General features: G+C 71.8%; 22 protein-coding genes. 15 read left to right on the forward strand and 7 right to left on the reverse strand.

Annotated features, from left to right (window positions below):
* Nucleotides 1-10: 10 nt before the first annotated feature.
* Complete coding sequence (locus D9753_RS12770; RefSeq protein WP_121787137.1) at nucleotides 11-1,027, reverse strand: 4-hydroxy-3-methylbut-2-enyl diphosphate reductase; 1,017 nt, start codon at nucleotides 1,025-1,027, stop codon at nucleotides 11-13.
* A 202-nt stretch (nucleotides 1,028-1,229) separates the two neighbouring features.
* Between D9753_RS12770 and xseA the strand changes: the two genes are divergently transcribed.
* From xseA to D9753_RS12785, 3 genes are all read left to right on the forward strand, one after another.
* Nucleotides 1,230-2,438 (forward strand): exodeoxyribonuclease VII large subunit, encoded by a 1,209-nt coding sequence (gene xseA / locus D9753_RS12775; protein ID WP_121787138.1) that lies wholly within the window; start codon nucleotides 1,230-1,232, stop codon nucleotides 2,436-2,438.
* Entirely contained in the window at nucleotides 2,435-2,704 is a 270-nt protein-coding gene (locus D9753_RS12780; RefSeq protein ID WP_121787139.1) for an exodeoxyribonuclease VII small subunit, read from the forward strand. The genes xseA and D9753_RS12780 overlap by 4 nt, the downstream gene beginning before the upstream one ends.
* Before the next feature lie 298 nt (nucleotides 2,705-3,002).
* Nucleotides 3,003-3,593: a malonic semialdehyde reductase gene (locus tag D9753_RS12785; RefSeq protein WP_121787140.1), complete on the forward strand. Its 591-nt coding sequence runs from the start codon at nucleotides 3,003-3,005 to the stop codon at nucleotides 3,591-3,593.
* Nucleotides 3,594-3,657: 64 nt separating this feature from the next.
* Here D9753_RS12785 and D9753_RS12790 read toward each other — a convergent pair whose 3' ends face one another.
* Nucleotides 3,658-4,188 (reverse strand): DUF4245 domain-containing protein, encoded by a 531-nt coding sequence (locus tag D9753_RS12790; RefSeq protein WP_163010692.1) that lies wholly within the window; start codon nucleotides 4,186-4,188, stop codon nucleotides 3,658-3,660.
* Between the two features lie 128 nt (nucleotides 4,189-4,316).
* Between D9753_RS12790 and glpX the strand changes: the two genes are divergently transcribed.
* Nucleotides 4,317-5,351, forward strand: coding sequence for a class II fructose-bisphosphatase (glpX, locus tag D9753_RS12795; RefSeq protein WP_121787142.1), 1,035 nt, complete (start codon nucleotides 4,317-4,319; stop codon nucleotides 5,349-5,351).
* 479 nt (nucleotides 5,352-5,830) lie between these two features.
* Here glpX and D9753_RS12800 read toward each other — a convergent pair whose 3' ends face one another.
* Together D9753_RS12800 and D9753_RS12805 are read right to left on the reverse strand one after the other, a co-directional pair.
* Entirely contained in the window at nucleotides 5,831-6,205 is a 375-nt protein-coding gene (locus D9753_RS12800; protein WP_121787143.1) for a WhiB family transcriptional regulator, read from the reverse strand.
* A gap of 123 nt (nucleotides 6,206-6,328) precedes the next feature.
* A complete protein-coding gene (locus tag D9753_RS12805; protein ID WP_121787144.1) occupies nucleotides 6,329-7,030 on the reverse strand; it encodes a DUF1707 SHOCT-like domain-containing protein in 702 nt (233 codons plus the stop codon).
* 213 nt (nucleotides 7,031-7,243) lie between these two features.
* Here D9753_RS12805 and D9753_RS12810 point away from each other — a divergent pair, with 213 nt between their 5' ends.
* The 4 genes from D9753_RS12810 (at nucleotide 7,244) to D9753_RS12825 (ending at nucleotide 13,652) form a co-directional block, all read left to right on the forward strand.
* Nucleotides 7,244-8,914 carry a fumarate hydratase gene (locus D9753_RS12810; protein ID WP_121787145.1) on the forward strand — a complete coding sequence of 557 codons (1,671 nt, stop codon included), beginning with the start codon at nucleotides 7,244-7,246 and terminating at the stop codon, nucleotides 8,912-8,914.
* Between the two features lie 165 nt (nucleotides 8,915-9,079).
* Complete coding sequence (locus tag D9753_RS12815; protein WP_121787146.1) at nucleotides 9,080-10,477, forward strand: class II fumarate hydratase; 1,398 nt, start codon at nucleotides 9,080-9,082, stop codon at nucleotides 10,475-10,477.
* An 84-nt stretch (nucleotides 10,478-10,561) separates the two neighbouring features.
* On the forward strand, nucleotides 10,562-11,251 hold the full coding sequence (gene fomD / locus D9753_RS12820; RefSeq protein WP_121787147.1) for a cytidylyl-2-hydroxypropylphosphonate hydrolase: 690 nt from the start codon (nucleotides 10,562-10,564) through the stop codon (nucleotides 11,249-11,251).
* Between the two features lie 307 nt (nucleotides 11,252-11,558).
* On the forward strand, nucleotides 11,559-13,652 hold the full coding sequence (locus D9753_RS12825) for an ATP-binding SpoIIE family protein phosphatase (RefSeq protein ID WP_121787148.1): 2,094 nt from the start codon (nucleotides 11,559-11,561) through the stop codon (nucleotides 13,650-13,652).
* A 78-nt stretch (nucleotides 13,653-13,730) separates the two neighbouring features.
* Here the strand turns inward: D9753_RS12825 and D9753_RS12830 are convergent, their stop codons facing one another.
* A complete protein-coding gene (locus D9753_RS12830) occupies nucleotides 13,731-16,079 on the reverse strand; it encodes a transglycosylase domain-containing protein (RefSeq protein WP_121787149.1) in 2,349 nt (782 codons plus the stop codon).
* 272 nt (nucleotides 16,080-16,351) lie between these two features.
* On the opposite strand from D9753_RS12830, the gene D9753_RS12835 reads away from it, so the two are divergent.
* The 5 genes from D9753_RS12835 (at nucleotide 16,352) to D9753_RS12855 (ending at nucleotide 21,143) form a co-directional block, all read left to right on the forward strand.
* Nucleotides 16,352-17,245, forward strand: a complete 894-nt coding sequence (locus D9753_RS12835) for an SPFH domain-containing protein (protein ID WP_121791041.1) — start codon at nucleotides 16,352-16,354, stop codon at nucleotides 17,243-17,245.
* Nucleotides 17,242-17,508, forward strand: a complete 267-nt coding sequence (locus D9753_RS12840; RefSeq protein ID WP_121787150.1) for a hypothetical protein — start codon at nucleotides 17,242-17,244, stop codon at nucleotides 17,506-17,508. Before D9753_RS12835 ends, D9753_RS12840 begins: the two co-directional genes overlap by 4 nt.
* A 94-nt stretch (nucleotides 17,509-17,602) precedes the next feature.
* On the forward strand, nucleotides 17,603-18,127 hold the full coding sequence (locus D9753_RS12845) for a PadR family transcriptional regulator (RefSeq protein WP_121787151.1): 525 nt from the start codon (nucleotides 17,603-17,605) through the stop codon (nucleotides 18,125-18,127).
* Nucleotides 18,124-18,813: an ABC transporter ATP-binding protein gene (locus D9753_RS12850; RefSeq protein ID WP_121787152.1), complete on the forward strand. Its 690-nt coding sequence runs from the start codon at nucleotides 18,124-18,126 to the stop codon at nucleotides 18,811-18,813. Before D9753_RS12845 ends, D9753_RS12850 begins: the two co-directional genes overlap by 4 nt.
* On the forward strand, nucleotides 18,810-21,143 hold the full coding sequence (locus D9753_RS12855; protein WP_121787153.1) for an ABC transporter permease: 2,334 nt from the start codon (nucleotides 18,810-18,812) through the stop codon (nucleotides 21,141-21,143). Before D9753_RS12850 ends, D9753_RS12855 begins: the two co-directional genes overlap by 4 nt.
* 68 nt (nucleotides 21,144-21,211) lie before the next feature.
* Here the strand turns inward: D9753_RS12855 and D9753_RS12860 are convergent, their stop codons facing one another.
* Nucleotides 21,212-22,168, reverse strand: coding sequence for a LysR substrate-binding domain-containing protein (locus D9753_RS12860; protein ID WP_121787154.1), 957 nt, complete (start codon nucleotides 22,166-22,168; stop codon nucleotides 21,212-21,214).
* A gap of 132 nt (nucleotides 22,169-22,300) precedes the next feature.
* On the opposite strand from D9753_RS12860, the gene D9753_RS12865 reads away from it, so the two are divergent.
* The gene (locus tag D9753_RS12865) at nucleotides 22,301-22,855 is read left to right on the forward strand and encodes a peroxiredoxin (RefSeq protein WP_121787155.1); all 555 of its coding nucleotides are present in this window, start codon (nucleotides 22,301-22,303) and stop codon (nucleotides 22,853-22,855) included.
* 3 nt (nucleotides 22,856-22,858) lie between these two features.
* Nucleotides 22,859-23,392 (forward strand): alkyl hydroperoxide reductase, encoded by a 534-nt coding sequence (locus D9753_RS12870; protein ID WP_121787156.1) that lies wholly within the window; start codon nucleotides 22,859-22,861, stop codon nucleotides 23,390-23,392.
* Nucleotides 23,393-23,416: 24 nt separating this feature from the next.
* Here D9753_RS12870 and D9753_RS12880 read toward each other — a convergent pair whose 3' ends face one another.
* Complete coding sequence (locus D9753_RS12880; protein ID WP_240468127.1) at nucleotides 23,417-24,847, reverse strand: AI-2E family transporter; 1,431 nt, start codon at nucleotides 24,845-24,847, stop codon at nucleotides 23,417-23,419.
* Between the last annotated feature and the right edge of the window lie 109 nt (nucleotides 24,848-24,956).

Raw genomic sequence — 24,956 nt, forward strand, 5'->3', positions numbered from 1 at the left:
CCACTGACGGTCAGGCCCCGGGTGTACCGGTCCCGCCGCGCTCGGCGGCCAGCGCGGCCGCCTCCTCGCGCAGGTCGCGGCGGAGTTCCTTGGGCAGCGAGAAGGTGATCGACTCCTCGGCGGCCTTGACGATCTCCACATCGGCGTAGCCGCGCTCGGCGAGCCACTCCAGGACCTGCTCGACGAGGACCTCGGGAACGGAGGCGCCGGAGGTGACACCGACGGTGCGGACACCCTCCAGCCAGGCCTCGTCGATCTCGCCGGCGAAGTCCACCAGGTAGGCCTCGCGGGCGCCGGCCAGCTTGGCGACCTCGACCAGCCGCTTGGAGTTGGAGGAGTTGCGCGAGCCGACGACGATGACCAGCTCGGCCTCGGCACCCATCTGCTTCACGGCGAGCTGGCGGTTCTGCGTGGCGTAGCAGATGTCGTCGCTGGGCGGGGAGACCAGACCCGGGAACTTCGCCGTCAGGGCGTCGACGGTCTCCATGGTCTCGTCCACGGAGAGGGTGGTCTGGGAGAGCCAGACGACCTTCGAGGGGTCGCGGACCTCGACCTTGGCGACGTCCTCGGGGCCGTCGACGAGCTGGATGTGGTCGGGGGCCTCGCCGGAGGTGCCGATGACCTCCTCGTGGCCCTCGTGCCCGATCAGGAGGATGTCGTAGTCGTCGTTGGCGTACCGGACGGCTTCCTTGTGGACCTTGGTGACCAGGGGGCAGGTGGCGTCGATCGTGGCGAGCCGGCCCTGCCGGGCCTCGTCGTGCACGACGGGGGCGACTCCGTGCGCCGAGAACATCACGATGTTGCCCGGCGGCACCTCGTCCGTGCGCTCGACGAAGACGGCGCCCTTCTTCTCCAGGGTCTGCACGACGTACTTGTTGTGGACGATCTCGTGCCGGACGTAGATCGGGGCCCCGTACTGCTCCAGGGCCTTCTCGACGGCGATCACGGCGCGGTCCACACCGGCGCAGTAGCCCCGGGGGGCGGCGAGCAGGACACGGCGGCCAGGCGAAGCGGTCATGCGACCCATCGTAAGGCCGCGTCCGGCGGCCCGGAGATCACGCGCCCGGGGCCACGCGCGGAGAACCGGCGACCGGGCGGCCGCGCACCGGTTCAGCGGGCGGAAGGCGTCCCGGCGTCACCGGGATCGTCTGCGCCATCGGCGTCACCGGCGTCCTCGGGTGCTGTCGGCATCGTCGGCGTTGTCGGTACCGAACGTTACGCTCGGGCGCATGGCTGTGAACACGTCCCCCGAGGCCCCGCTCCCCGTCGGCGCGGTGTCCCGCATGATCGGGGGCTGGATCGACCGACTGGGCGCCGTGTGGGTCGAGGGGCAGATCACCCAGCTCTCGCGCCGCCCGGGCGCCGGCGTCGTGTTCCTCACGCTGCGCGACCCCTCGCACGACATCTCCGTCGGCGTGACCTGCTACCGCCAGGTGTTCGACGCGGTGGCGGACGTCGTCGGCGAGGGCGCCCGCGTCGTCGCACTGGCGAAACCCGAGTGGTACGCCCCCCGGGGCCAGCTGTCCCTGCGCGCCGCCGAGATAAGACCCGTGGGCGTCGGTGAGCTGCTGGCCCGGCTGGAGCAGCTGAAGAAGGCGCTCGCGGCCGAGGGCCTGTTCGCGCCGGAGCGGAAGAAGCCGCTGCCGTTCCTGCCGCAACTGATCGGGCTGGTGTGCGGCCGGGCCTCCGCCGCGGAGCGGGACGTGCTGGAGAACGCCCGGCACCGCTGGCCCGCCGTCCGCTTCGAGGTGCGCAACGTCCCCGTGCAGGGCGTGCACGCCGTCCCGCAGGTCGTGCAGGCCGTCAAGGAACTGGACGCGGTCGACGAGGTGGACGTCATCATCGTCGCCCGCGGCGGCGGCAGCGTGGAGGACCTGCTGCCGTTCTCCGACGAGCAGCTCGTGCGGGCCGTGGCCGGGTGCCGTACTCCGGTCGTGTCCGCGATCGGGCACGAGCCGGACAATCCGCTCCTCGACCACGTCGCCGACCTGCGCGCCTCGACACCGACGGACGCGGCCAAGAAGGTCGTACCGGACGTGGGTGAGGAGTTGGAGCGGGTGCGGATGCTGCGGGACCGGGCGCGGCGCTGCGTGAACGCGTCCGTGGAGCGGGAGGAGCGCGGGCTGGCGCATGCGCTGGCGCGGCCCTCGATGGAGGATCCGCACCGGATGATCGACGTGCGCGCGGACCAGGTCGGCTCGCTGGCCGACCGCAGCCGGCGGACCGTGGGGCACCTGCTGGACCGCGCGGACTCGGAGCTGACGCACACGCACGCGCGCGTGGTGGCCCTCTCCCCCGCGGCGACGCTCCACCGCGGTTACGCGGTGCTCCAGCGGGCCGACGGACATGTGGTGCGGGACGCGGCGGAAGTGGCGGAGGGCGAGACGCTGCGCGCTCGCGTCGCCGACGGTGAATTCACGGTGAAGGTGGGCGAATGACGGACAAGGTGGACGAGGCGCTCTCGTACGAGCAGGCGCGCGACGAGCTGATCGAGGTCGTACGACGGCTGGAGGCGGGCGGTACGACGCTGGAGGAGTCGTTGGCGCTGTGGGAGCGCGGCGAGGAGCTGGCCAGGGTGTGCCGGCGCTGGCTGGAGGGCGCCCGGGCCCGACTGGACGCGGCGCTGGCCGAGGAGGAGGACGAGGGGGAGGGGGAGGGGGAGGGGGAGGCCGGGCCCGCGAAGGACGGGGAGCGGGCCGGGTAGGCGCGGGGGCCCGAGGAGCCCTGGGAGGGCCCCGGGGGGCGGGGGCCGGGGGCCCGAGAGGCTGGGGGCCGGGGGCCCTGGAGGCTGGAGGCTGGGGCCCTGGAGGTCGGGGGCCGGGGGCCGGGGACCCGGGGGCCGCTTCGGGTGGATGGGGGCGTCGGCAGGCAAGCGGTCTCGTGGTGCTGTGAGGCGGATCACCACACCCCCGATTTTGTTGAACATTAAACCTCACTTGTCGTAGGGTCGTGACGTCAGCCGGTCCGGCCCTCGGATCGACGCGCACCCGAGGAAGGCACGTATGTCTCTCGTTCTTGACCCCGCCGCCCAGGACCTGCTGTTCCGCGAGGCCCGCACCGCGAACACCTTCACCGACGAGCCGGTGACCGACGAGCAGGTCCAGGCGATCTACGACCTGGTCAAGTACGGCCCCACCGCCTTCAACCAGACCCCGCTGCGCATCACCCTGGTCCGCTCCGCTGAGGCCCGCGAGCGCCTGCTGCCGCACATGGCCGAGGGCAACCGGGCGAAGACCGCCGCCGCCCCGCTGGTCGCGATCCTCGCCGCGGACAACGAGTTCCACGAGGAGCTGCCGGCCCTCTTCCCGGCCTTCCCGCAGGCAAAGGACCTCTTCTTCGCCGAGCGTCCGGCCCGCGAGAGCGCCGCCGCGCTCAACGCCGCACTGCAGGCCGCCTACTTCGTCGTCGGTGTCCGCGCCGCCGGCCTGGCCGCCGGCCCGATGACCGGCTTCGACTTCGAGGGCGTCCGCAAGGAGTTCCTGGACGACGACCACACCCCGCTGATGATCGTCAACATCGGCCGGCCCGGCCCGGACGCCTGGTACCCGCGCTCCCCGCGCCTGGCGTACGAGGACGTCGTCACGACCGTCTGAGCGGCCCGCCCAAGCGAAAGAGGCCCCCGGCATCGCCGGGGGCCTCTTTCGCACGCGGTCAGGGTCACTCCATGCGCAGCGCCGCCGCCATCGCCGTCAGCTCCTCGAACGAGGCGGTGCCGGCCACCACCGTCGTGGAGCCCGGGGCGCCCTGGAGCACGAGGGCGTCGTAGCGGCCACCGGTGTAACGGGTCCAGGTACGGCCGCCGGCCTTCTCGGTCCGCCGTGTCGCCGACGCGCCCTGACTGGCCTGCTCGATGAACTCGGCGGGCTTCTGCGTGGACGACTGCTCGACCTGCACGTACTGGCCGTCCGGGGTCTGGAAGCCGAGGTGCCAGCGGTCGGAGTTCTGGCCCTGGAAGCGCACGGAGGTCGCCTTCCAGGTGTCCGGCAGGCCCTCGGGGGCGGCCACCGGATAGCTGACCGCGCGCCGGGCCGTGATCAGCTCGACCCGGTAGTCGACCCGCTTGAGGTCGGGAGAGTGATCGTTGTGCGGGAGGGCGAGGAAGTAGACGACCGCCGCCGCGATACCGATCAGGGCCAGGGAGACGATCATGTCCCGGGCCGTCTTCTGCTTGCCGTTCGAACCTGCCACGTCCACCATCGTCGCAGGTGCCCCAAGCGCTCATCCGTGGGGTCCCCTGCTCATTTTGTCTGGTCAGCGATAGAGTCAGGGTCCAATACCCTCATCCGGCCGTCGTCGTATCAGAAAGGTGCGCTCCGATGACCGAAAATCATCAACTGCCGTCCGAACTCGATGTTCCTTCGGAGGCTCCCGACCGCAACCTCGCCCTGGAACTCGTCAGGGTGACCGAAGCCGCCGCGATGGCGGCGGGCCGCTGGGTGGGGCGCGGCGACAAGAACGGCGCCGACGGCGCCGCGGTGCGTGCCATGCGGACCCTCGTCTCCACCGTGTCGATGAACGGCGTCGTCGTCATCGGCGAGGGTGAGAAGGACGAGGCCCCGATGCTCTTCAACGGGGAGCACGTGGGTGACGGCACCGGCCCGGAGGTCGACATCGCCGTCGACCCCATCGACGGCACCACGCTGACGGCCAAGGGCATGCCGAACGCGATCGCCGTCCTCGCAGCCGCCGAGCGCGGCGGCATGTTCGACCCGTCCGCCGTGTTCTACATGGACAAGCTGGTCACCGGGCCCGAGGCGGCGGACTTCGTCGACATCGACGCGCCCGTGGCCGTGAACATCCGGCGGATCGCCAAGGCCAAGCGGTCCGCGCCGGAGGACGTCACCGTCGTCATCCTGGACCGGCCGCGGCACGAGGGCCTGATCCGGGAGGTCCGGGAGGCCGGCGCCCGTATCAAGCTCATCTCCGACGGCGATGTCGCGGGCTCGGTGTACGCGCTGCGCGAGGGCACCGGCGTCGACCTGCTGCTCGGCATCGGCGGCACCCCCGAGGGCATCATCTCGGCCTGCGCCGTGAAGTGCCTGGGCGGGACGATCCAGGGCAAGCTGTGGCCCAAGGACGACGAGGAGCGGCAGCGGGCCATCGACGCCGGGCACGACCTGGACCGGGTGCTCACGACCGACGACCTGGTCTCCGGGGAGAACGTCTTCTTCGTGGCGACCGGCATCACCGACGGTGAGCTGCTGCGGGGCGTGCGGTACCGGTCGGAGACCGCGCTGACCGAGTCGATCGTCATGCGGTCGAAGTCCGGGACGGTGCGCAGGATCGACTCCGAACACCGCCTGCGCAAGCTGCGGGCCTACAGCGCGATCGACTTCGACCGGGCGAAGTAGAGCCGGGACCGAAGGACCGGCCCGTACTCCGGCCGGGTGCAGCCGCGCCCCGGCCTGCGGGGTGTGCCCCGACCGGGACAGCCGCCCCGACCGGGACAGCCCCACCCCGGCCGACGCGTGCGGGCGTCGGCCGGCGGGTGCGGCCCGGCGGACATGGCCCGGCGCGGCGGGTGTGGTCCGTCCGCCGCCTGGCCACGGGCCGGGCCCAGCCGCGTGCCGACGCAGCCCGGCGCACGACCGGGTATCGGCTCACCTCGGCCGGCGGGACCGCGCGCCGACCGGGACGGTCACGCCGCGGCCGGAGAGGCCGCGAACCGGCCCGCGGATGCGGGCGCCCGCCCACGGCCCCACGCCCAATCGCGTGCCGGCACAGCCCCCGCGCGCGACCGCGCATCACGCACCGCCCCGTGCCGAAATCGGCCCCAGCGGCGGGAACGACAAGGCGCCCCCTGTGCGGAGGGGGCGACCCGGGGTGTCGGTCAGCCCGCTATGCGGTTCGCCGTGGGGCGGGACGCCTTCTTCAGGTCCATCTCGCGGCGGCGGCGCCGGGCCAGGACCACGCGGCGTTCGGCCGCCGTGAGGCCGCCCCAGACGCCGTAGGGCTCGGGCTGGAGGAGTGCGTGTTCGCGGCACTCGACCATGACCGGGCAGCGGGAACAGACGCGCTTGGCCGCGTCCTCGCGGGAGAGCCGGGCGGCGGTCGGCTCCTTCGACGGGGCGAAGAACAGGCCGGCCTCGTCGCGCCGACACACCGCCTCGGTGTGCCAGGCGGCGTCTTGGTCCCTGTCCCGCGCCGGCAGCCGCTGCGCAGGAACGGCAGCTACTTGCAGCGACGAATGCGGCGGTTGCAGCACGGTCTACTCCTGACGACGGCTTCGCGAGCGAGAGACGATGCAGCAAGGCCTACCCGCTGTGCGCGCGCCTATGCACAGAGTTCCCGACCGCGGGCGCGTGGCGTCTCCTTCACGCCCCCCGCGTCAACGCCCCAGGTGCTTGCGGAGCTTGCGGTCGACCTTGTCCTGGACGCGCTCCAGGATGTCCGCCACGCTCCTGCCCCGCCGGGGCCGCGCCTCGACGTTGCCGAGGACGGCCCAGCCGTCCACGTAGACCACCGGCGCCCGGGAGTCGACCGAGTCGAGCGGGCTCACCTCGAAGTTGCCGAGGACACCGCCGCCGGTGCCGCGCAGCGAGACGTTCTCCGGGACGCGGATCTGGACGTCGCCGAAGACGGAGACCGCCTTGATCACCACCTGTTGGTACTCGAAGATCGCCTCGCTGAGGTCGATCTCGACGCTGCCGAAGACCGCGTACGCGTGCAGCCGGCGCCCCGCGCGCCAGCGGCCCCGCCGCACGGCGCTGCTGAACACCGCCACCACACTGGCGTCGGCCTCCTCCGGTATCGCGCCCGGCGCGGGGCGGGCCGGGACGGGCATGTAGGCGGGGGTGGCGGGCCGCTGATGGGCGGCGGGCAGGTCCCGGACGAAGACCTCCAGTTCACCCACCGTCTTGGCGTGCAGCACGCCGTCCACGCGCTCGGCGTGCTCCTCGGCGGTCAGCCGGCCCTCGGCGAGACCCTCGCGGAGGATGTCGGCGGTGCGGTCACGGTCGGCGTCCGAGGCGCGCAGTTCGGCGACGCGCGGCGCGGCGTCCCGGGGCTGAGCCTGCTTCTGAAGGTCCACGGCAGCAGCGTACCGAAACGCGATAGATCGCGACTAGGGGTGTGGACGATCCTGGGCGTGTCGCGACCGGGCCCCGCGTGACAGCGGCTGAGCCTTACGTCACAGCCGCCGAGCCGCACCTCACGGGTTCCGTGACGGCGGCAGGTCCTAGGCTGGTGAGGCCCGCCAGCGTCGGCGGGCGGCCGTCCGTCAGAGTGAGGAATGGGCTGAGAGATGCCTGAGTTCGCGTACACCGATCTGCTCCCGCAAGGAGAGGACACCACTCCGTACCGGCTGGTGACGTCCGAGGGCGTCTCCACGGTGGAGGGGCCCGACGGGCGGACGTTCCTCAAGGTGGAGCCGCAGGCGCTGCGCAAGCTGGCCGAGGAGGCGATCCACGACATCCAGCACTACCTGCGCCCGGCCCACCTCGCGCAGCTTCGCCGCATCATCGACGACCCCGAGGCGTCGGGCAACGACAAGTTCGTGGCGCTGGACCTGCTCAAGAACGCGAACATCGCGGCGGCCGGCGTGCTGCCGATGTGCCAGGACACCGGCACGGCGATCGTCATGGGCAAGCGCGGGCAGAACGTCCTCACCCGGGGCGAGGACGAGAAGCACCTCTCGCACGGCATCTACGACGCCTACACGAAGCTGAACCTGCGCTACTCGCAGATGGCTCCGCTCACCATGTGGGAGGAGAAGAACACCGGCTCCAACCTGCCCGCCCAGATCGAGCTGTACGCGACGGACGGCGGCGCCTACAAGTTCCTGATCATGGCGAAGGGCGGCGGCTCGGCCAACAAGTCCTTCCTGTACCAGGAGACGAAGGCCGTCCTGAACGAGGCCTCCATGATGAAGTTCCTGGAGGAGAAGATCCGTTCGCTCGGCACGGCCGCCTGCCCGCCGTACCACCTGGCGATCGTCGTCGGCGGTACCAGCGCCGAGTACGCGCTGAAGACCGCGAAGTACGCCTCCGCGCACTACCTGGACAACGCGCCCACCGAGGGCTCGCCGCTCGGCCACGGCTTCCGGGACAAGGAGCTGGAGGAGAAGGTCTTCGAGCTGACCCAGAAGATCGGCATCGGCGCGCAGTTCGGCGGCAAGTACTTCTGCCACGACGTGCGGGTGGTCCGGCTGCCCCGCCACGGCGCGTCCTGCCCGGTCGCGATCGCCGTCTCCTGCTCGGCCGACCGCCAGGCCGTCGCGAAGATCACCGCCGAGGGCGTCTTCCTGGAGCAGTTGGAGACCGACCCGGCGCGCTTCCTGCCGGAGACGACGGACGAGCACCTCGACGAGGCCGGTGACGTCGTCAGGATCGACCTGAACCAGCCGATGGACACGGTCCTCGCCGAGCTGTCGAAGTACCCGGTGAAGACCCGGCTGTCCCTGACCGGCCCGCTGGTCGTGGCCCGTGACATCGCGCACGCCAAGATCAAGGAGCGGCTGGACGCGGGCGAGGAGATGCCGCAGTACCTGAAGGACCATCCGGTGTACTACGCCGGTCCGGCGAAGACCCCCGAGGGTTACGCCTCCGGTTCCTTCGGCCCGACGACGGCCGGCCGCATGGACTCCTACGTCGAGCAGTTCCAGGCGGCGGGCGGCTCGAAGGTGATGCTCGCCAAGGGCAACCGGAGCAAGCAGGTCACCGACGCCTGCCACGCCCACGGCGGCTTCTACCTCGGCTCCATCGGCGGCCCCGCCGCCCGCCTCGCCCAGGACTGCATCAAGAAGGTGGAGGTCCTGGAGTACGAGGAGCTGGGCATGGAGGCCGTCTGGAAGATCGAGGTCGAGGACTTCCCGGCGTTCATCGTGGTGGACGACAAGGGCAACGACTTCTTCCAGGACCCGGCGCCGCAGCCGACCTTCACGTCCATCCCGGTGCGCGGGCCCGGCCTCGGCTGACCCGGTACCGCGACGTCTGAGGGAGCCCGCGGCCGCCGGCCGGGGGCTTCCCGCGTCCCGTACGGCGTCCCACGGGAGCGGACGCCGCCGGCGGGGTGTACTCGTGGGGGTCCGACGGGGAATACGGGTTCCGCGTCGACTGCTCACGTGTGCGGAGGTAGGACGATGACGAGCGAAGAGCCGCAGTACCGGATCGAGCACGACTCGATGGGTGAGGTCCGGGTCCCGGCGCATGCCAAGTGGCGGGCGCAGACCCAGCGTGCCGTCGAGAACTTCCCGGTCTCCGGGCAGCGCATCGAGCGGGCGCACATCGAGGCGCTGGCCCGCATCAAGGCGGCCGCGGCGAAGGTGAACGCCGAGCTGGGCGTGCTGGACAAGGAGGTCGCGGAGGCGATCCAGGAGGCGGCCGGGGAGGTCGCCGAGGGCCGCTGGGACGAGCACTTCCCGGTGGACGTCTTCCAGACGGGCTCGGGGACCTCGTCCAACATGAACACCAACGAGGTCGTCGCGACGCTGGCGACCGAACGGCTCGGCCGGGACGTGCATCCCAACGACCACGTGAACGCCTCGCAGTCGTCCAACGACGTCTTCCCGTCCTCCCTGCACATCGCCGCCACCTCGGCCGTCACCCGCGACCTGATCCCGGCCCTGGAGCACCTCGCCGCGTCCCTGGAGCGCAAGTCCGGGGAGTTCGCGGACGTGGTGAAGTCGGGGCGCACCCATCTCATGGACGCGACGCCGGTGACGCTCGGTCAGGAGTTCGGCGGGTACGCGGCCCAGGTGCGGTACGGCGTCGAGCGGCTGCGGGCCTCGCTGCCCCGGCTGGCGGAACTGCCGCTGGGCGGCACGGCGGTCGGCACCGGCATCAACACCCCGCCCGGGTTCTCCGCCGCGGTCATCGAGGAGGTGGCCCGGGTCACCGGGCTGCCGCTGACCGAGGCGCGCGATCACTTCGAGGCGCAGGGCGCCCGGGACGGGGTCGTGGAGACCAGCGGGCAGTTGCGGACGATCGCGGTCGGCCTGACGAAGATCGCCAACGATCTGCGCTGGATGTCGTCCGGGCCGCGCACCGGTCTGGCCGAGATCCGGCTGCCCGACCTCCAGCCCGGCTCCTCGATCATGCCGGGGAAGGTCAACCCGGTCGTCCCCGAGGCCGTGCTGATGGTCGCCGCGCAGGTCATCGGCAACGACGTCACCATCACGACCGCCGGGGCCGCCGGGAACTTCGAGTTGAACGTGATGCTCCCGGTCATCGCCAAGAACGTCCTGGAGTCGATCCGGCTGCTCGCCAACGCGTCGCGGCTGCTGGCCGACCGTACGGTCGACGGCATCACCGCGGACCGCGAACGCACCCGCGAGTACGCCGAGTCCTCGCCGTCCGTGGTGACCCCGCTGAACAAGTACATCGGCTACGAGGAGGCCGCGAAGGTCGCCAAGAGGTCCCTCGCCGAACGCAGGACGATCCGCGAAGTCGTCCTGGATGGCGGGTACGTGGAGCGCGGCGACCTCACGCTGGAGCAGCTCGACGAGGCGCTGGACGTCCTGCGGATGACGCGCCCGTGACCGCGGGCGAACGTTTCCGGCCACGGCCGTACCACCGTGACATGCACCGCAGCGTCCCGTGACCGCGGCACCTAATATCTGTGCATGGCGGACGACGGAGCGATGACACGAGCGGCGGCGGAACCTGCGGCGTACTGGGCGCCCGGGACGCAGATCCTGTGGCGTTACCGGGAGAACGCCGGCGAGCACGTGCACATCGCCCGGCCCGTCACCGTCGTACGGGACGACGCGGAACTCCTCGCGGTGTGGCTGGCCCCCGGCACCGAGTGCGTGAAGCCGGTGCTGGCGGACGGTACGCCCGTGCACCTGGAGCCGCTGGAATCCCGCTACACCAAGGCGCGTACGGTCCAGCGCGACCGCTGGTTCGGCACGGGCGTGCTCAAGCTGGCCCAGCCCGGCCGGCCGTGGTCGGTGTGGCTGTTCTGGGATCCGGGCTGGCGGTTCAAGAACTGGTACGTGAACCTGGAGCAGCCGCTGGCCCGCTGGGCGCGCGGGGTGGACTCCGAGGACCACTTCCTGGACATCTCCGTGCACGCGGACCGCGATTGGCACTGGCGGGACGAGGACGAGTTCGCGCAGGCCCAGCGCGACGGGCTGATGGACGCGGAGACCGCCGAGCGGGTGCGGGCGGCCGGCCGGCAGGCGGTCGAGGTGATCCGAGCCTGGGGGGCGCCGTTCTCGGACGGCTGGGAGCACTGGCGCCCGGACCCGTCCTGGGCGGTACCTTCTCTCCCCGAGGACTGGGACCGTACACCCGCGCACGTGTCCTCATGAGACCCTTGATGCGCCCCCCGGCAAGAAACGTAGGATCGTCCTCCGCAAGGGCGCACGACAGCAACTCCCGGAGCAATCGCCGGGTCTGACCGAACGTCACCGAGGGGCGGCAGGACGTGAGCGAGGGGCACCACGGCACCACGGCGAGGACCTGCGGCGACACCGCCGCGGGCCGCGCAGACCTCGCCGCCGGCACAGGTACCACCCCCGACCACGCGGGAATTCCGTTCCTGGGGCACGTATTGCGGGTATCGGAATTTCGGCGGGTCCAACTGCCCTTGGCCCCGGACGGATGGATGCGACACGCGTGACGGAGCAGCCCACCTCCTTCGAACGCCCCCAGCCGGGCGTCGACCCCGCGGAGCGCCGCGGGGCACTCCTGCGTTCCCCGGAGCCCCTCGGCGCCCCGGCGTTACCGGTGCAGGCCCGGGCCGACGGATCGCCGTCCGCCGCGGGCACGGCCACGCCCTGCGGCAAGGGACAGGACGGCAAGGGGAAGGAGCCCCCAGTCAACGGCCCCGAGCATTCCCAGCCCGCCACCGCCGAGCCCGGCGCCCATCGCCCGCGGCCCGCGCCGGAGGCCATCCCGGCGCAGCCCGGCGCCGAGCAGGAGCGGACACCGGCCGCTGAGGAGCGTCGTACCGGACGGGGACTGCCGCCGGGGCGGCCGATGCCGATGCGGCGGGACGGGGACCGGCTGCGCTTCGTGGGCGCGGCCACCCGGCGGATCGCCCGCGGACTCGACCTGGACGAGATCGTGATGGGCCTGTGCCGGGCCACCGTGCCGACGTTCTCCGACGCCATCCTGGTCTATCTGCGCGACCCGCTGCCGGTCGGTGACGAGCGGCCCACGGGCCCGGTGGTGCTGCGGCTGCGCCGTACCGACCGGATCCCGGAGGAGCGGGACACCGAGGGGGCGCTGCTGCCGCCCGCGTTCGATCCGGAGCCGGAGCCGACCGCGCTGGCGGAGCTGTCGTCGCTGACGACCGAGCTGTGCGAGGTGCGGCCGGGCGGTGCGCTGAACGAGGTGCTGCGCGGGGTGCGCCCGGTGTTCGCGGACGCGCCCGCCGCCCGGGCCGCGCTGCCGGAGCTGCTCGGTGAGGGCGGCGAGGCGATCGTGCCGGGCGGGCAGCGCGCGATCCTCGCGCCGCTGCGCGGCCGGCGCCGGGTGATCGGCGCGGCCCTGTTCCTGCGCCGCCCGGACCGGTTCGCGTTCGAGGCGGACGACCTGCTGGTGGCGGCGCAGTTGGCCACCCACAGCGCGCTCGGCATCGACAAGGCGGTGCTGTACGGCCGTGAGGCGTACATCGCCGACGAGCTCCAGCGCACCATGCTGCCCGAGACCCTGCCCCGCCCGACCGGCGTGCGGCTGGCCTCCCGGTATCTGCCGGCGGCGGAGACCGCGCGGGTCGGCGGCGACTGGTACGACGCGATCCCGCTGCCCGGCAGCCGGGTCGCGCTGGTCGTCGGCGACGTGATGGGGCACTCCATGACCTCGGCGGCGATCATGGGCCAGCTCCGGACGACGGCGCAGACCCTGGCCGGTCTCGACCTGCCCCCGCAGGAGGTGCTGCACCACCTGGACGAACAGGCGCAGCGGCTGGGCACCGACCGCATGGCGACCTGTCTGTACGCGGTCTACGACCCGGTCACGCACCGCATCACCATCGCCAACGCCGGTCATCCGCCGCCCGTGCTGCTGCACCTGGGCGGGCGCGCCGAGGTGCTGCGGGTGCCGCCGGGCGCGCCGATCGGTGTCGGCGGGGTGGACTTCGAGGCGGTCGAGCTGGATGCGCCGGCGGGCGCGACCCTGCTGCTGTACACCGACGGGCTGGTGGAGTCCCGGCTGCGGGACGTGTGGACCGGCATAGAGCAGCTTCGGGAGAAGCTGGCCGCGACCGCTCAGTTGACCGGCCCGGACCATCCGCCGCCGCTGGAAGCGCTGTGCGACGAGGTGCTCGACATGCTCGGCCCGGGCGACCGGGACGACGACATCGCGCTGCTCGCCGCCCGCTTCGACGGGATCGCGCCGAGCGATGTCGCGTACTGGACGTTGCAGCCGGAGGACTCCGCTCCCGGGCAGGCCCGCCGGCTGGCCCGGCGCGCGCTGTCCCGCTGGGACCTGGAGGACCTGACGGACTCGGTGGAACTGCTGGTCAGCGAGGTCGTGACGAACGCCGTACGGTACGCGTCCCGGCCGGTGACGCTGCGGCTGCTGCGCACGGACGTGCTGCGCTGCGAGGTCGGCGACGACGTGCCGCAGTTGCCGCGGCTCAGGCAGGCGCGGGCCACCGACGAGGACGGGCGCGGCCTGTATCTGGTCAACAGGCTGGCCCGGCGCTGGGGAGCGACCCGGCTGAGCACCGGCAAGGTGGTGTGGTTCGAGCTGAACCGGAGCTGAGCCCCGAGGGCACGGCCGACGGCGAGGGGCGCCCGGTTCTCCGGGCGCCCCTCGCCGTCCCGCGTTCCGCCCGCGCCGCTACCGTTCGAGGCCGAGGCCGGTGTCGGGGGCGGCGGGGTCGACCGGGTCCTCCGTGGCGGGTGTCGTCGGGGGCCGGCTCGTCGGCGTCTGGGACGGTGTCTCGGACGGCGTCTGGGACGGGGTCTGGGACGGCGTCCGGGACGGGCTCTTCGACGGTGTCGGGGACGTCGGGGGCGCGCTGCTCGGCGTCCGCGACGGCGTCCGGGTCGGCGTGGTGGGCGTCCACGTCGGCGTCCGGGTCGGTTCGACGGCCGCGCCCTGGACGGTGTCCAGGTCGAACGAGGCCTTGTCCGTCACGCCGAAGGTGTACGCGGCCCAGATCTGCGCCGGGTAGCCGCCGCCGTTGATCCGGCCGGGCGGCGCGATCAGGCCGGTGGCACCCGTCATCGACACATGGGCCTGGGTCTTCAGGTCCTCGCCGAACAGGCCGACGGAGGTGACCAGGTCGGGGGTGTAGCCGGTGAACCAGGCCGACTTGTTCTCGTCGGAGGTGCCGGTCTTGCCCGCCACCTGCTGGCCGTCGCGCAGCGGGTTGTCCGCCACGGAGGTCTTGGCCGTGCCGTCGTCCACCACGCCGGTGAGCACCGAGGTGACCGTGTCGGCGGTCGTACGGCTGATCACCTGGCCTCCGAGCGGGTCCGGCACCGGGACCGGGCGGCCCCTGTTCTCGGCCGCCTTGATGACCGTCGGCGTCACCTTGTGGCCGTGGTTGGCGAAGGTGGCGTAGATACCGGCCATCTCCACCGGACTGGCGCCCATCGAGCCCAGCGTCTGCGCGGGCACCGCCTGCATGCCCTTGGTGTCCATGCCGAGCCTGCCGGCCGTGTTCATGACCTTGTCCATGCCCACGTCCACGCCCATCTGCGCGAAGACGGAGTTGACGGACTTGTTCATGGCCTGCTGGACGGCGATCTTGCCGTAATTGACGTCGTCCTCGTTGGGCGGGGCGAAGCCGACCCGGGAGCCGTGGTCCACGACCGGGCGGCGGCTGGTGCCGTCGTAGAGGGTGTCGGCGTTGATCCGGGTGCCGTCCTGGGTGGTGGCGGCGCCGTCCAGGGCCGCGGCGAGGATGACCGGCTTGAACGTCGAGGCGGGCTGGTAGTCCCGGCGGGTGGCGTTGTCGAAGTAGTGCTCGTAGTAGTTCTTGCCGCCGTACAGGGCGACGATCCTGCCCGTCCTGGGGTCGACGGAGACGGCGCCGGCCTGGATGGCGCCGTCGACCTTGCGCTTCTTCTTGTCGAGCCTGCTGGTCAGTTGGGTCTTGACGGCCCTCTCCAGCGCGGCCTGCTTCTTGCGGTCGACGTTGAGGGTGATGGTCCAGCCCTTGTGGACGACCGCGTTCTCCGCCTGTGACTGGGTGAGTCCCTGCTGCGCCATGAGCTGCTGCTCCAACTGCTGGTTGGCCAGCTCGACGAGGTAGCCCTTCTGCCCGCCGAGGCCCGGGGCGCCCTTGGGTTCCTTCGGCCGGGGGAAGTGCATGGCGGCGCGCTTGGCCTTGGGCAGCCAGCCCTCCTCGACCATGTTGTCCAGGACGTAGTTCCAGCGCTCGGTGACCAGCCGCTTGCCGGCGGGCGTGGCGACCGCCCAGTCGTACTGGCTCGGTGCCTGGAGCAGCGCGGCGAGGTAGGCGCCCTGCCGGACGCTGAGTTTCTGCGCGTCGATGTGGTAGTAGGCCTGGGCGGCGGCCTGTATGCCGTAGGCGCCGCGGCCGTAGTAACTGGTGTTGATGTAGCCCGCGAGGATGTCGTCCTTCGACGTCTCCCGCTCCACCTTCAACGAGATGACCAGTTCCTTCAGCTTGCGGGTGACGGTCTGGTCCTGGTCGAGGTAGTAGTTCTTGACGTACTGCTGGGTGATCGTGGAACCACCCTGCTTGCCCTTGCCGGAGAGCGTGTTGATCAGACCGCGGGCCGTCCCCTTCAGGTCGACACCGGGGTCGTGGTAGAAGCTCTTGTTCTCGGCGGCGACGAAGGTGAGCTGGACCTTGCGGGGCACCTTGGAGAGGTCCACGATCTCGCGGTTGGTCTTGCCGTCGCGGGCCAGGACCGTGCCGTCACTGAACTTGTAGACGTTGCTCTGCTGCCGCGCGGCGGCATTGCCCTCGGGGATGTCCACGTACAGGTACAGCCCGATGAAGCCCAGGACCAACAGCAGACAGAACCCGAAGAAGGTCCCGAGGATCTTCTTCCAGGTGAATATTCGGCGTATGAGGCGGCGGGGGGGCTTGCCGCCGGCGGGCCCGATACCGGTCGGGTCCGTGGGCGCGGGGTCGGGCGTGGGGCGGCGGCGCCGGGGCGCCGCGCGGTGGCCGCCCTGTCGCGCTCGTCTCTCTTCCGCTCGTCCCATGAGTCCCTACGCTCGCTTCCGTCTCGGGGTCAGCTCCGAAAGCTAACACCCCTCTATATGACAAAGGGCGTCTGATCCGTTCTTTTACGGACGTGACAATCAGCACCCGCCCCCAAGGAACCGACGACAGATGATGGCGCTGGGTTGCCTGACGGCATAAAGTGATATCACTTAGCTAGAACAGAGCTAGGCGCACGCTGCCTGGCCTCACCAGAACCCGGGGGTCCCCTGTGTCCATATCCGAGCCGGCCGCCACCGCCGACATCCCCGAGATGCCCACCCCGAAGGTGCGGGAGTTCGCCGCCCACAGCATCGGCGGCGGGCTCGCCCTGCTGTTCGGGCTGCTCGGCCTCGGCGCCGCGGTCGCCCTGTTCGCCGCCTCCGGAGCGACCTCCTCCGCCGGCACCCGGGGCGGCCTGGTCACCGCCGGGATCCTCGTCCTCCTGGCGGCCCTCGTCGCGATCCGGGGCCTGAACACGGTCGAGCCGGGCCAGGCCCGGGTCGTCCAGCTCTTCGGGCGTTACCGGGGCACGATCCGGCAGGACGGCCTGCGCTGGGTGAACCCCTTCACCTCCCGGATCCGGATCTCCACCCGGGTGCGCAATCACGAGACCGCCGTCCTGAAGGTCAACGACGCCTACGGCAACCCGATCGAGCTGGCCGCGGTCGTGGTCTGGAAGGTCCAGGACACCGCGCAGGCCACCTTCGAGGTCGACGACTTCGCCGAGTTCGTCGCCACGCAGACCGAGACGGCCGTGCGGCACATCGCGATCGAGTACCCCTACGACGCCCATGAGGAGGACGGCCTGTCGCTGCGCGGCAACGCCGAGGAGATCACCGAGAAGCTGGCCGTCGAACTCCAGGCGCGGGTGGAGGCGGCCGGGGTGAAGGTCATCGAGTCGCGCTTCACGCACCTCGCGTACGCTCCCGAGATCGCCTCGGCGATGCTCCAGCGGCAGCAGGCGGGGGCGGTCGTCGCGGCCCGGCGGCAGATCGTCGACGGCGCGGTGGGCATGGTCGAGGCGGCGCTGGCCCGCATCGCGGAGGCGGACATCGTGGAGCTGGACGACGAGCGGAAGGCGGCGATGGTGTCGAACCTGATGGTGGTGCTGTGCGGCGACCGGGCCCCGCAGCCGGTTCTCAACACCGGAACGCTCTACCAGTGACGGACCCGACGGACCCGGGCTCCCAGGAACCCCCGCATCCGCCGGAGACCCCGAAGCGCCGGCCGCAGCAGCGCAAGCAGGTGCTGCTGCGGCTGGACCCGGCGGTGTACGAGGCACTGGCCCGGTGGGCCGGGGACGAGCTGCGGTCGGCCAACGCGCAGATCGAGTTCCTGCTGCGCCAGGCGCTGGCCGACGCGGGGCGGCTGCCCAGGAACACCGGGCCGCTGCCCCGGCGGGGCCGGCCGCCTGTGTCAGAACCGTGACAATCGGCCCCCACCTGCGGGGCCGTACTGCCCGCCACGACGTATCCACGCGGTGTATACATCCCGCGTATACACCGTGTGTAGAGTTCTCCGCATGTCCATCGGTCACACCCTCCTGGGACTCCTGGAGTCCGGCCCGCGCCACGGTTACGACCTCAAGCGGGCCTTCGACGAGAAGTTCGGTCACGACCGGCCGCTGCACTACGGCCAGGTCTACTCCACGATGTCCCGGCTCCTGAAGCACGGCCTCGTGGAAGTCGACGGCATCGAGGCGGGCGGCGGGCCCGAGCGCAAGCGGTACGCCGTCACCGACGCCGGCGTCACCGACGTGGAGCACTGGCTCGCCACTCCGGAGAAGCCGGAGGAGTACCTCCAGTCGACCCTCTACACCAAGGTCGTCCTCGCCCTCCTCACCCACCGGGACGCCTCCACCATCCTCGACACCCAGCGTGCCGAGCACCTGCGCAGCATGCGGATCCTGACCGACCGCAAACGCCGGGGCGACCTCGCCGACCAACTGATCTGCGACCACGCCCTGTTCCACCTGGAGGCCGACCTGCGCTGGCTGGAGCTGACCGCGGCACGCCTGGACAAGCTCCGGGAAGCGGTGGCCCGATGACCCCGCCGCCCGGCTCCCTGCTCGCCGCCGAGAACCTGTGCAAGGCCTACGGCCCCACGGTCGCCCTCGACGGCGCCGAGTTCTCCATCCACCCCGGCGAGGTCGTCGCCGTCATGGGCCCGTCCGGGTCCGGCAAGTCGACGCTGCTGCACTGCCTCGCCGGCATCGTGCCCCCCGACTCCGGCTCCATCACCTACGACGGCCGTGAACTGGCCGGCATGAGCGACGCCCGGCGCAGCGCGCTGCGCCGCAGCGAGTTCGGCTTCGTCTTCCAGTTCGGCCAGCTCGTGCCCGAGCTGACCTGCGTGGAGAACGTGGCGCTGCCGCTGCGCCTGAACGGCGCCTCCCGCAAGGCCGCCGAGCGGGCCGCGCTGACCTGGATGCAGCGCCTGGAGGTCGACGACCTTCGGGGCAAGCGGCCCGGCGAGGTCTCCGGCGGCCAGGGCCAGCGGGTCGCGGTCGCGCGGGCCCTGGTCACCCAGCCGCGGGTGCTGTTCGCCGACGAACCGACCGGCGCGCTGGACTCCCTCAACGGCGAACGCGTCATGGAACTGCTGACCGACGCCGCCCGCTCCACCAACGCGGCCGTGGTGCTGGTCACGCACGAGGCCCGGGTGGCCGCCTACTCCGACCGGGAGATCGTCGTACGCGACGGGAAGTCCCGCGACATGGAGCGTGCCGTATGAACGTGCGGCAGTGGGGCCGGGACCTCGGCATGGGCGTCCGGTTCGCCTGCACCGGCGGGCGCGAGGGATGGGTCCGGATGCTGCTGACGGCGGTCGGCGTCGGCCTGGGCGTGGCCCTGCTGCTGCTGACGACCGCGCTGCCGAACGTGCTGACCGTGCGCCACCAGCGCGAGGAGGCCCGCCAGGACCTCACCTACAACGCGGCCGTCCCGCCCAGGAGCGAGCACACCGTCCTGGTCGCCACCACCGACACCGAGTGGCACGCCAAGGACGTCCGGGGCCGGCTGCTGGAGGCCGAGGGACCGCGGGCGCCGCTGCCCCCGGGGGTGGACCGCTTCCCGGCGAAGGGCGAGATGGTCGCCTCGCCCGCCCTGAAGGAGCTGCTCTCCTCGGACGGGGCGAAGCTGCTGCGGGAGCGCATCCCGTACCGGATCACCGGCACGATCGGTGAGCCCGGGCTGATCGGGTCGCACGAACTGGCCTATTACGCCGGCGCGAAGGGCCTGACGGTGAAGGCGGACAGTTCACGGGTGCTGCGGCTGACCGCGTTCGGGGACCCGCACCCGACGGCCGAACGGGCCGACCCCGTGCTCATCCTCATGATGCTGGTCGTGTTCGTGGCGCTGCTGATGCCGGTCGCCGTGTTCATCGCCGCCGCCGTACGGTTCGGCGGCGAACGGCGCGACCGCCGGCTGGCCGCGCTGCGGCTGGTGGGCTCCGACAGCCGGATGACCCGCCGGATCGCGGCCGGCGAGGCGCTGGCCGGAGCACTGCTCGGACTCGTCGTCGGTACGGTGTTCTTCCTGATCGGACGTCAGGTGGCGGGCTCCGTCGAGGTGCTGGGCGAGAGCTTCTTCCCGAGCTACCTGAATCCCTCGCCCGCGCTGGTCGCGCTGGTCGCGGTCGCGGTCCCGGCGTCCGCCGTGCTGGTGACGCTGCTGGCGATGCGCGGGGTGGTCGTCGAACCGCTCGGCGTGGTAAGGGCGGCCAGGCCGGCCCGGCGGCGCCTGTGGTGGCGGCTGCTGCTGCCGCTGGCCGGCCTGGCGATGCTGTACCCGATGATCGGGAACGGCCGCTCCCACGGCGACTTCAACCAGTACCTGGTCATCGGCGGGGTGATGCTGCTGCTCGTCGGCGTGACCGCGCTGCTGCCCTGGCTCGTGGAGGCGGTCGTGGCCCGGCTCGGCCCGGGCTCGGTGTCCTGGCAGCTCGCCGTCCGCCGGCTCCAGGTGAGCAGCGGTTCGGCGGCCCGCATGGTCAACGGCATCGCCGTGGCGGTGGCCGGGGCGATCGCGCTCCAGATGCTGTTCGCGGGCGTGGAGAGCCAGTACACGAAGGAGACCGGCCGCGACCCCGGGCGGGTGCAGATGGAGGTCGACCTCTCCGGCCGGGCGCCGGTGCGGGCCGCTGGACGGGAGTTCGAGCACACCAAGGGCGTCAGGGCGGCGGTGGCGATCTCCACCGGCGGGCTCGGCGACCGGCGCCGCGACCCCGAGCACACCACGGCCGTGACCGTCGGCGACTGCGCGGCGCTGCGCGAGCTGGCCCACCTGCCGTCCTGCCGGGACGGCGACGTGTTCGCCGTGCACGGCGGCAACGGCGACGAAGGCCTGCGCGCCCTGCGGCGGTCGGGCGGGCACGGCTTCCTCGACCCCACCTACTCGGACGCCGACCGCGGACGCGAGATCCCCTGGACGGTGCCGGCCGGGCTGCCGCAGGTCACCGTCCGCAAGGACGCACTGCACCAGGGCGTCGGCGGCCTGCTGGCCACCCCCTCCGCCCTGCCCGCCTCGGCCACGCCGACGCTGTACAGCCAGGTCTACGTCCGCATCGACCCCTCTGTGCCGGACGCGGAGGAGTACGTGCGGAACACGACCGCGCGGGTGGACCCGCTCGGCACCGCGTGGCACTGGTCCTCGACCCAGCAGTCCCGGAAGTACACCTCGCTGCGCACCGGCCTGTTCGTCGGCGCGGTCGGTGTGCTGGCGCTGATCGGGGCCAGCCTGCTGGTCTCCCAGTTGGAGCAGTTGCGCGAGCGGCGCAAGCTGCTGTCGTCCCTGGTCGCCTTCGGCACCCGGCGCCGCACGCTGGGCCTGTCGGTGCTGTGGCAGACGGCGGTGCCCATCACACTGGGCCTGCTGCTGGCCTCGGGGGTGGGCCTGGCCCTCGGCGCGGTGCTGCTGAGGATGACGGCCACCCCGGTGTCCGTCGACTGGGCGAGCGTGCTGTCGATGACCGGGGTCGGCGCGGCCGTGGTCCTCACGGTCACCGTGCTGAGCCTGCCGCCGCTGGTGCGGCTGATGCGGCCGGAGGGGCTGCGGACGGAGTAGGCGGACCGGAACGCGTCAGAGCTCCTTCCCGGGGGAATCGCCTCCCCGGTAAGGAGCCCTGACGCGTGTCAGGCGTCGCCGTCCACGACCCGCACCGGCAGGGCGCGCAGCGCCTCGCGCAGGGCCGCCGCCAGCTCCTCGTACTCGGCGGCGCGGGCCGCGCCGGCCCGCATCGCGAAGGCGACGCGGCGGCTGGGGGCGGGCTCGGCGAAGTAGCCGGTCAGCAGTTGGCTGCTGCGGGTGGTCTCCAGCTTCTGCGCGGTGCGCGGCAGCAGGGTGCAGCCCAGGCCGCCCGCCACGAGCTGGACCAGCGTGGACAGTCCGGCCGCGGTGGTGGTGACCGGCGCGTCCGCGCGGCCGGCCTCCCGGCAGATGTCCAGGGCCTGGTCACGCAGGCAGTGGCCCTCGTCCAGGAGCAGCAGATTCAGCTCCCTCAGCGCCTCGCGCGGGATGCCCTCCCGGCCGCCGAGCGCGTGGTCGAGCGGGGTGACGAGCACGAAGTCCTCGTCGAAGAGGGGCAGTTCGACGACTCCGGGGACGCCGAGCGGCACGGCCAGCAGCAGCAGGTCGAGCCGGCCGGAGTGCAGGCCGTCGAGGAGGCTGGCGGTCTGCTCCTCGTGCACCTGGAGGTCGAGGTGCGGGTAGCGCTCGTGGACGAGCCGCAGCACGGCCGGCAGCAGGTACGGCGCGACGGTGGGGATCACCCCGAGCCGCAGCACCCCCGTGAACGGCGCCCGGACCGCCTCGGCCTCCTCCAGCAGCGCCCCGACCGCGTCCAGCACCGCCCTGGCCCGTACGGCGAGTCGCTCCCCCGCCGGTGAGAGCAGCACCTTGCGGGTCGTACGCTCGAGGAGGGTCACGCCGAGGGTCTCCTCGAGCGCCGAGACCGCGCCGGACAGAGCGGGCTGGCTCATCCCGATGGCCGCCGCGGCGTCCCGGAAGTGCAGGTGCTCCGCCACGGCGGCGAAGGCCCGAAGCTGCGCCAGGCTGGGCTGCCTCCGCTTGGTTCCGTTACTGATGGTCACTGATAGCCGCCTCCGATCAACACGACCGAGTGTAGCTATTTCCCTAATCAATGCACCCTGTGCCAACATCAATAGCGTCCAACCCATGAGAAACGCCCCAAAAGGGAAGTTTCTTCGCTGCAAGGAGAGCGTGTGCTCACTGTCGGTGACAAGTTCCCCGAGTTCGAACTGACCTCCTGCGTCTCGCTGGAGAAGGGTCAGGAGTTCGAGCAGATCCACCACAAGTCCTACGAGGGCAAGTGGCTGGTCGTCTTCGCGTGGCCCAAGGACTTCACGTTCGTGTGCCCGACCGAGATCGCCGCGTTCGGGAAGCTGAACGACGAGTTCGCCGACCGCGACACCCAGATCCTCGGCTTCTCCGGTGACTCCGAGTTCGTCCACCACGCGTGGCGCAAGGACCACCCGGACCTGACCGACCTGCCGTTCCCGATGATGGCCGACTCCAAGCACGAACTGATGCGCGCGCTGGGCATCGAGGGCGAGGACGGCTTCGCGCAGCGTGCCGTCTTCATCGTCGACCCGAACCACGAGATCCAGTTCACGATGGTCACCGCCGGTTCCGTGGGGCGTAACCCCAAGGAGGTCCTGCGGGTCCTGGACGCCCTCCAGACCGACGAGCTGTGCCCGTGCAACTGGAGCAAGGGCGAGGAGACCCTTGACCCGGTCGCGCTGCTGGCTGGTGAGTGACCCATGTCGCTCGACTCCCTGAAGTCCCGGGTACCGGACTACGCCAAGGACCTGAAGCTGAACCTGGGCTCGGTCATCGGCAACTCCGACCTGCCCGCGCAGCAGTTGTGGGGCACGGTGCTGGCCACCGCCATCGCCTCCCGCTCCCCGATCGTGCTGCGTGAGCTGGAGCCCGAGGCGAAGGCCAACCTGTCGCCCGAGGCGTACACGGCCGCCAAGGCCGCCGCCGCGGTGATGGCGATGAACAACGTCTTCTACCGCACCCGGCACCTGCTGTCCGACCACGAGTACGGCACCCTGCGCGCGGGCCTGCGGATGAACGTCATCGGCAACCCGGGCGTGGAGAAGGTCGACTTCGAGCTGTGGTCGTTCGCGGTCTCCGCGATCAACGGCTGCGGCATGTGCCTGGACTCGCACGAGCAGGTGCTGCGCAAGGCCGGCGTGGAGCGCGAGGCCATCCAGGAGGCGTTCAAGATCGCCTCCGTGGTGCAGGCCGTCGGCGTCACCCTCGACGCGGAAGCGGTGCTGTCCGAGTAGGACAGCCGCTCACCGGAACCCCGCTCACCCTCGGTGGGCGGGGTTCTCCGCGTCTTCGAGGACGATGTCCTCGGGGGTGACATCGGCGACCCCGTCGCCGGGCTCCCCGTCGGCCGCGTGGGCCGCGTCCGGCCCGTGGGCCCCGTCGACCCCGTCGTGCCGGTCGTGCCGGTCGTGCCGGTCGGGCCGGTCCTCGGGTGCCGGGCCGTCCCGGACCTCCTGGGCGTAGGTCCGCAGGTAGCCGACCACCGCGTTCGTCACCGCCACCAGCGGTACGGCCACCACGGCGCCGCCGATGCCGGCCACCATGCCGCCCGCCGCCACGGTCAGCACGACCGCCAGCGGATGGACCCGGACCGCGCGGCCGAGGATGAACGGCTGGAGGACGTGCCCCTCGATCTGCTGGACCGCGAGGACCACGACGAGGGTCATGACGGCGGCGAAGACACCCTGGGTCACCAGCGCCACGATCACCGCGAGCGCGCCGGAGGCCACCGCGCCCACCAGCGGAATGAACGAGAACAGGAAGATGAAGACGGCCAGCGGGACGGCCATCGGCACGTTAAGGAAGTAGATGCCGATGCCGATGAAGATGGCGTCGATGAGGGCGACCAGGACCGTGCCGCGCACGTAGGCGGTCAGGGTGCGCCAGGCGCGCGGGCCGGCGCCGGCCACACCCGGGCGGGCGGCGGACGGCACCAGCTTCAGGAACCACTGCCAGATGCGCTCGCCGTCGTAGAGCAGGAACAGCGTCGAGAAGAACACCAGCAGGATGCCGGTGAGGGCCTCCACGATGACCTGGACGCCCTCGAGGCCCGCGGACGTGATCTGGTCGGCGTTGGCGCCGATCGCCTCACGGAGGTTCTTGGCGATCTGGTTGATCTGCTTGTCGGTGACGTGGAACGGGCTCTTCAGCAGCCAGTTGCGCAGGTCGTCGATGCCGCTCTGTATCTGGGTGGAGAGCGTGTCGATGTTCTCCATGACCTGCCAGGTCACGAACCAGCCCATGAGGCCGATCACGACGAAGCCGGCGACGGCGGTCATCGCGGTGGCCGGGCCGCGCGGCACCCCGCGCCGTCTGAGCCGGGCGACCGTCGGCTGGAGCAACGCGGTGACCAGCAGGGCGATGACGAAGGCGAACACCACGAGCTGGATGGCGCTGATGACCCGCATCAGCACCCACAGGGTGCCGGCCAGCACCAGCAGCCGCCAGCCGGCCTCGGCGGCGACCCGCACGCCCCAGGGCACGGCCTGCGCCGGGTCGGGGCGCGGGCCCGGCGGGGGTACGGGCCGGCGCGGGGGCGGAACCGGCTCCTCGGCGGGCGCCTCGGCCCGCCTGCGCCGGGCGGGCCCGGTGCCGTCCTTCTCCACCTCCGCGCGGCGCTCGTCGAGGCGCTCGCTCATCTCGGTGAGGCCGGCTCCGAGCCGGCCGAGCCACCCTGGTACTCGCGACATGCCCGTCCTCTTCCCCCGCGTCCCCGGGTGTTAGCCACCACTCCCGCCTGGAGTCGTTCCGCTACGACCGTACAGGGCGAAAGCCCCTCCCCCGAGGACGGGGAGGGGC

The organism is Streptomyces dangxiongensis (assembly GCF_003675325.1).
GTDB classification, from domain to species: Bacteria; Actinomycetota; Actinomycetes; order Streptomycetales; family Streptomycetaceae; genus Streptomyces; species Streptomyces dangxiongensis.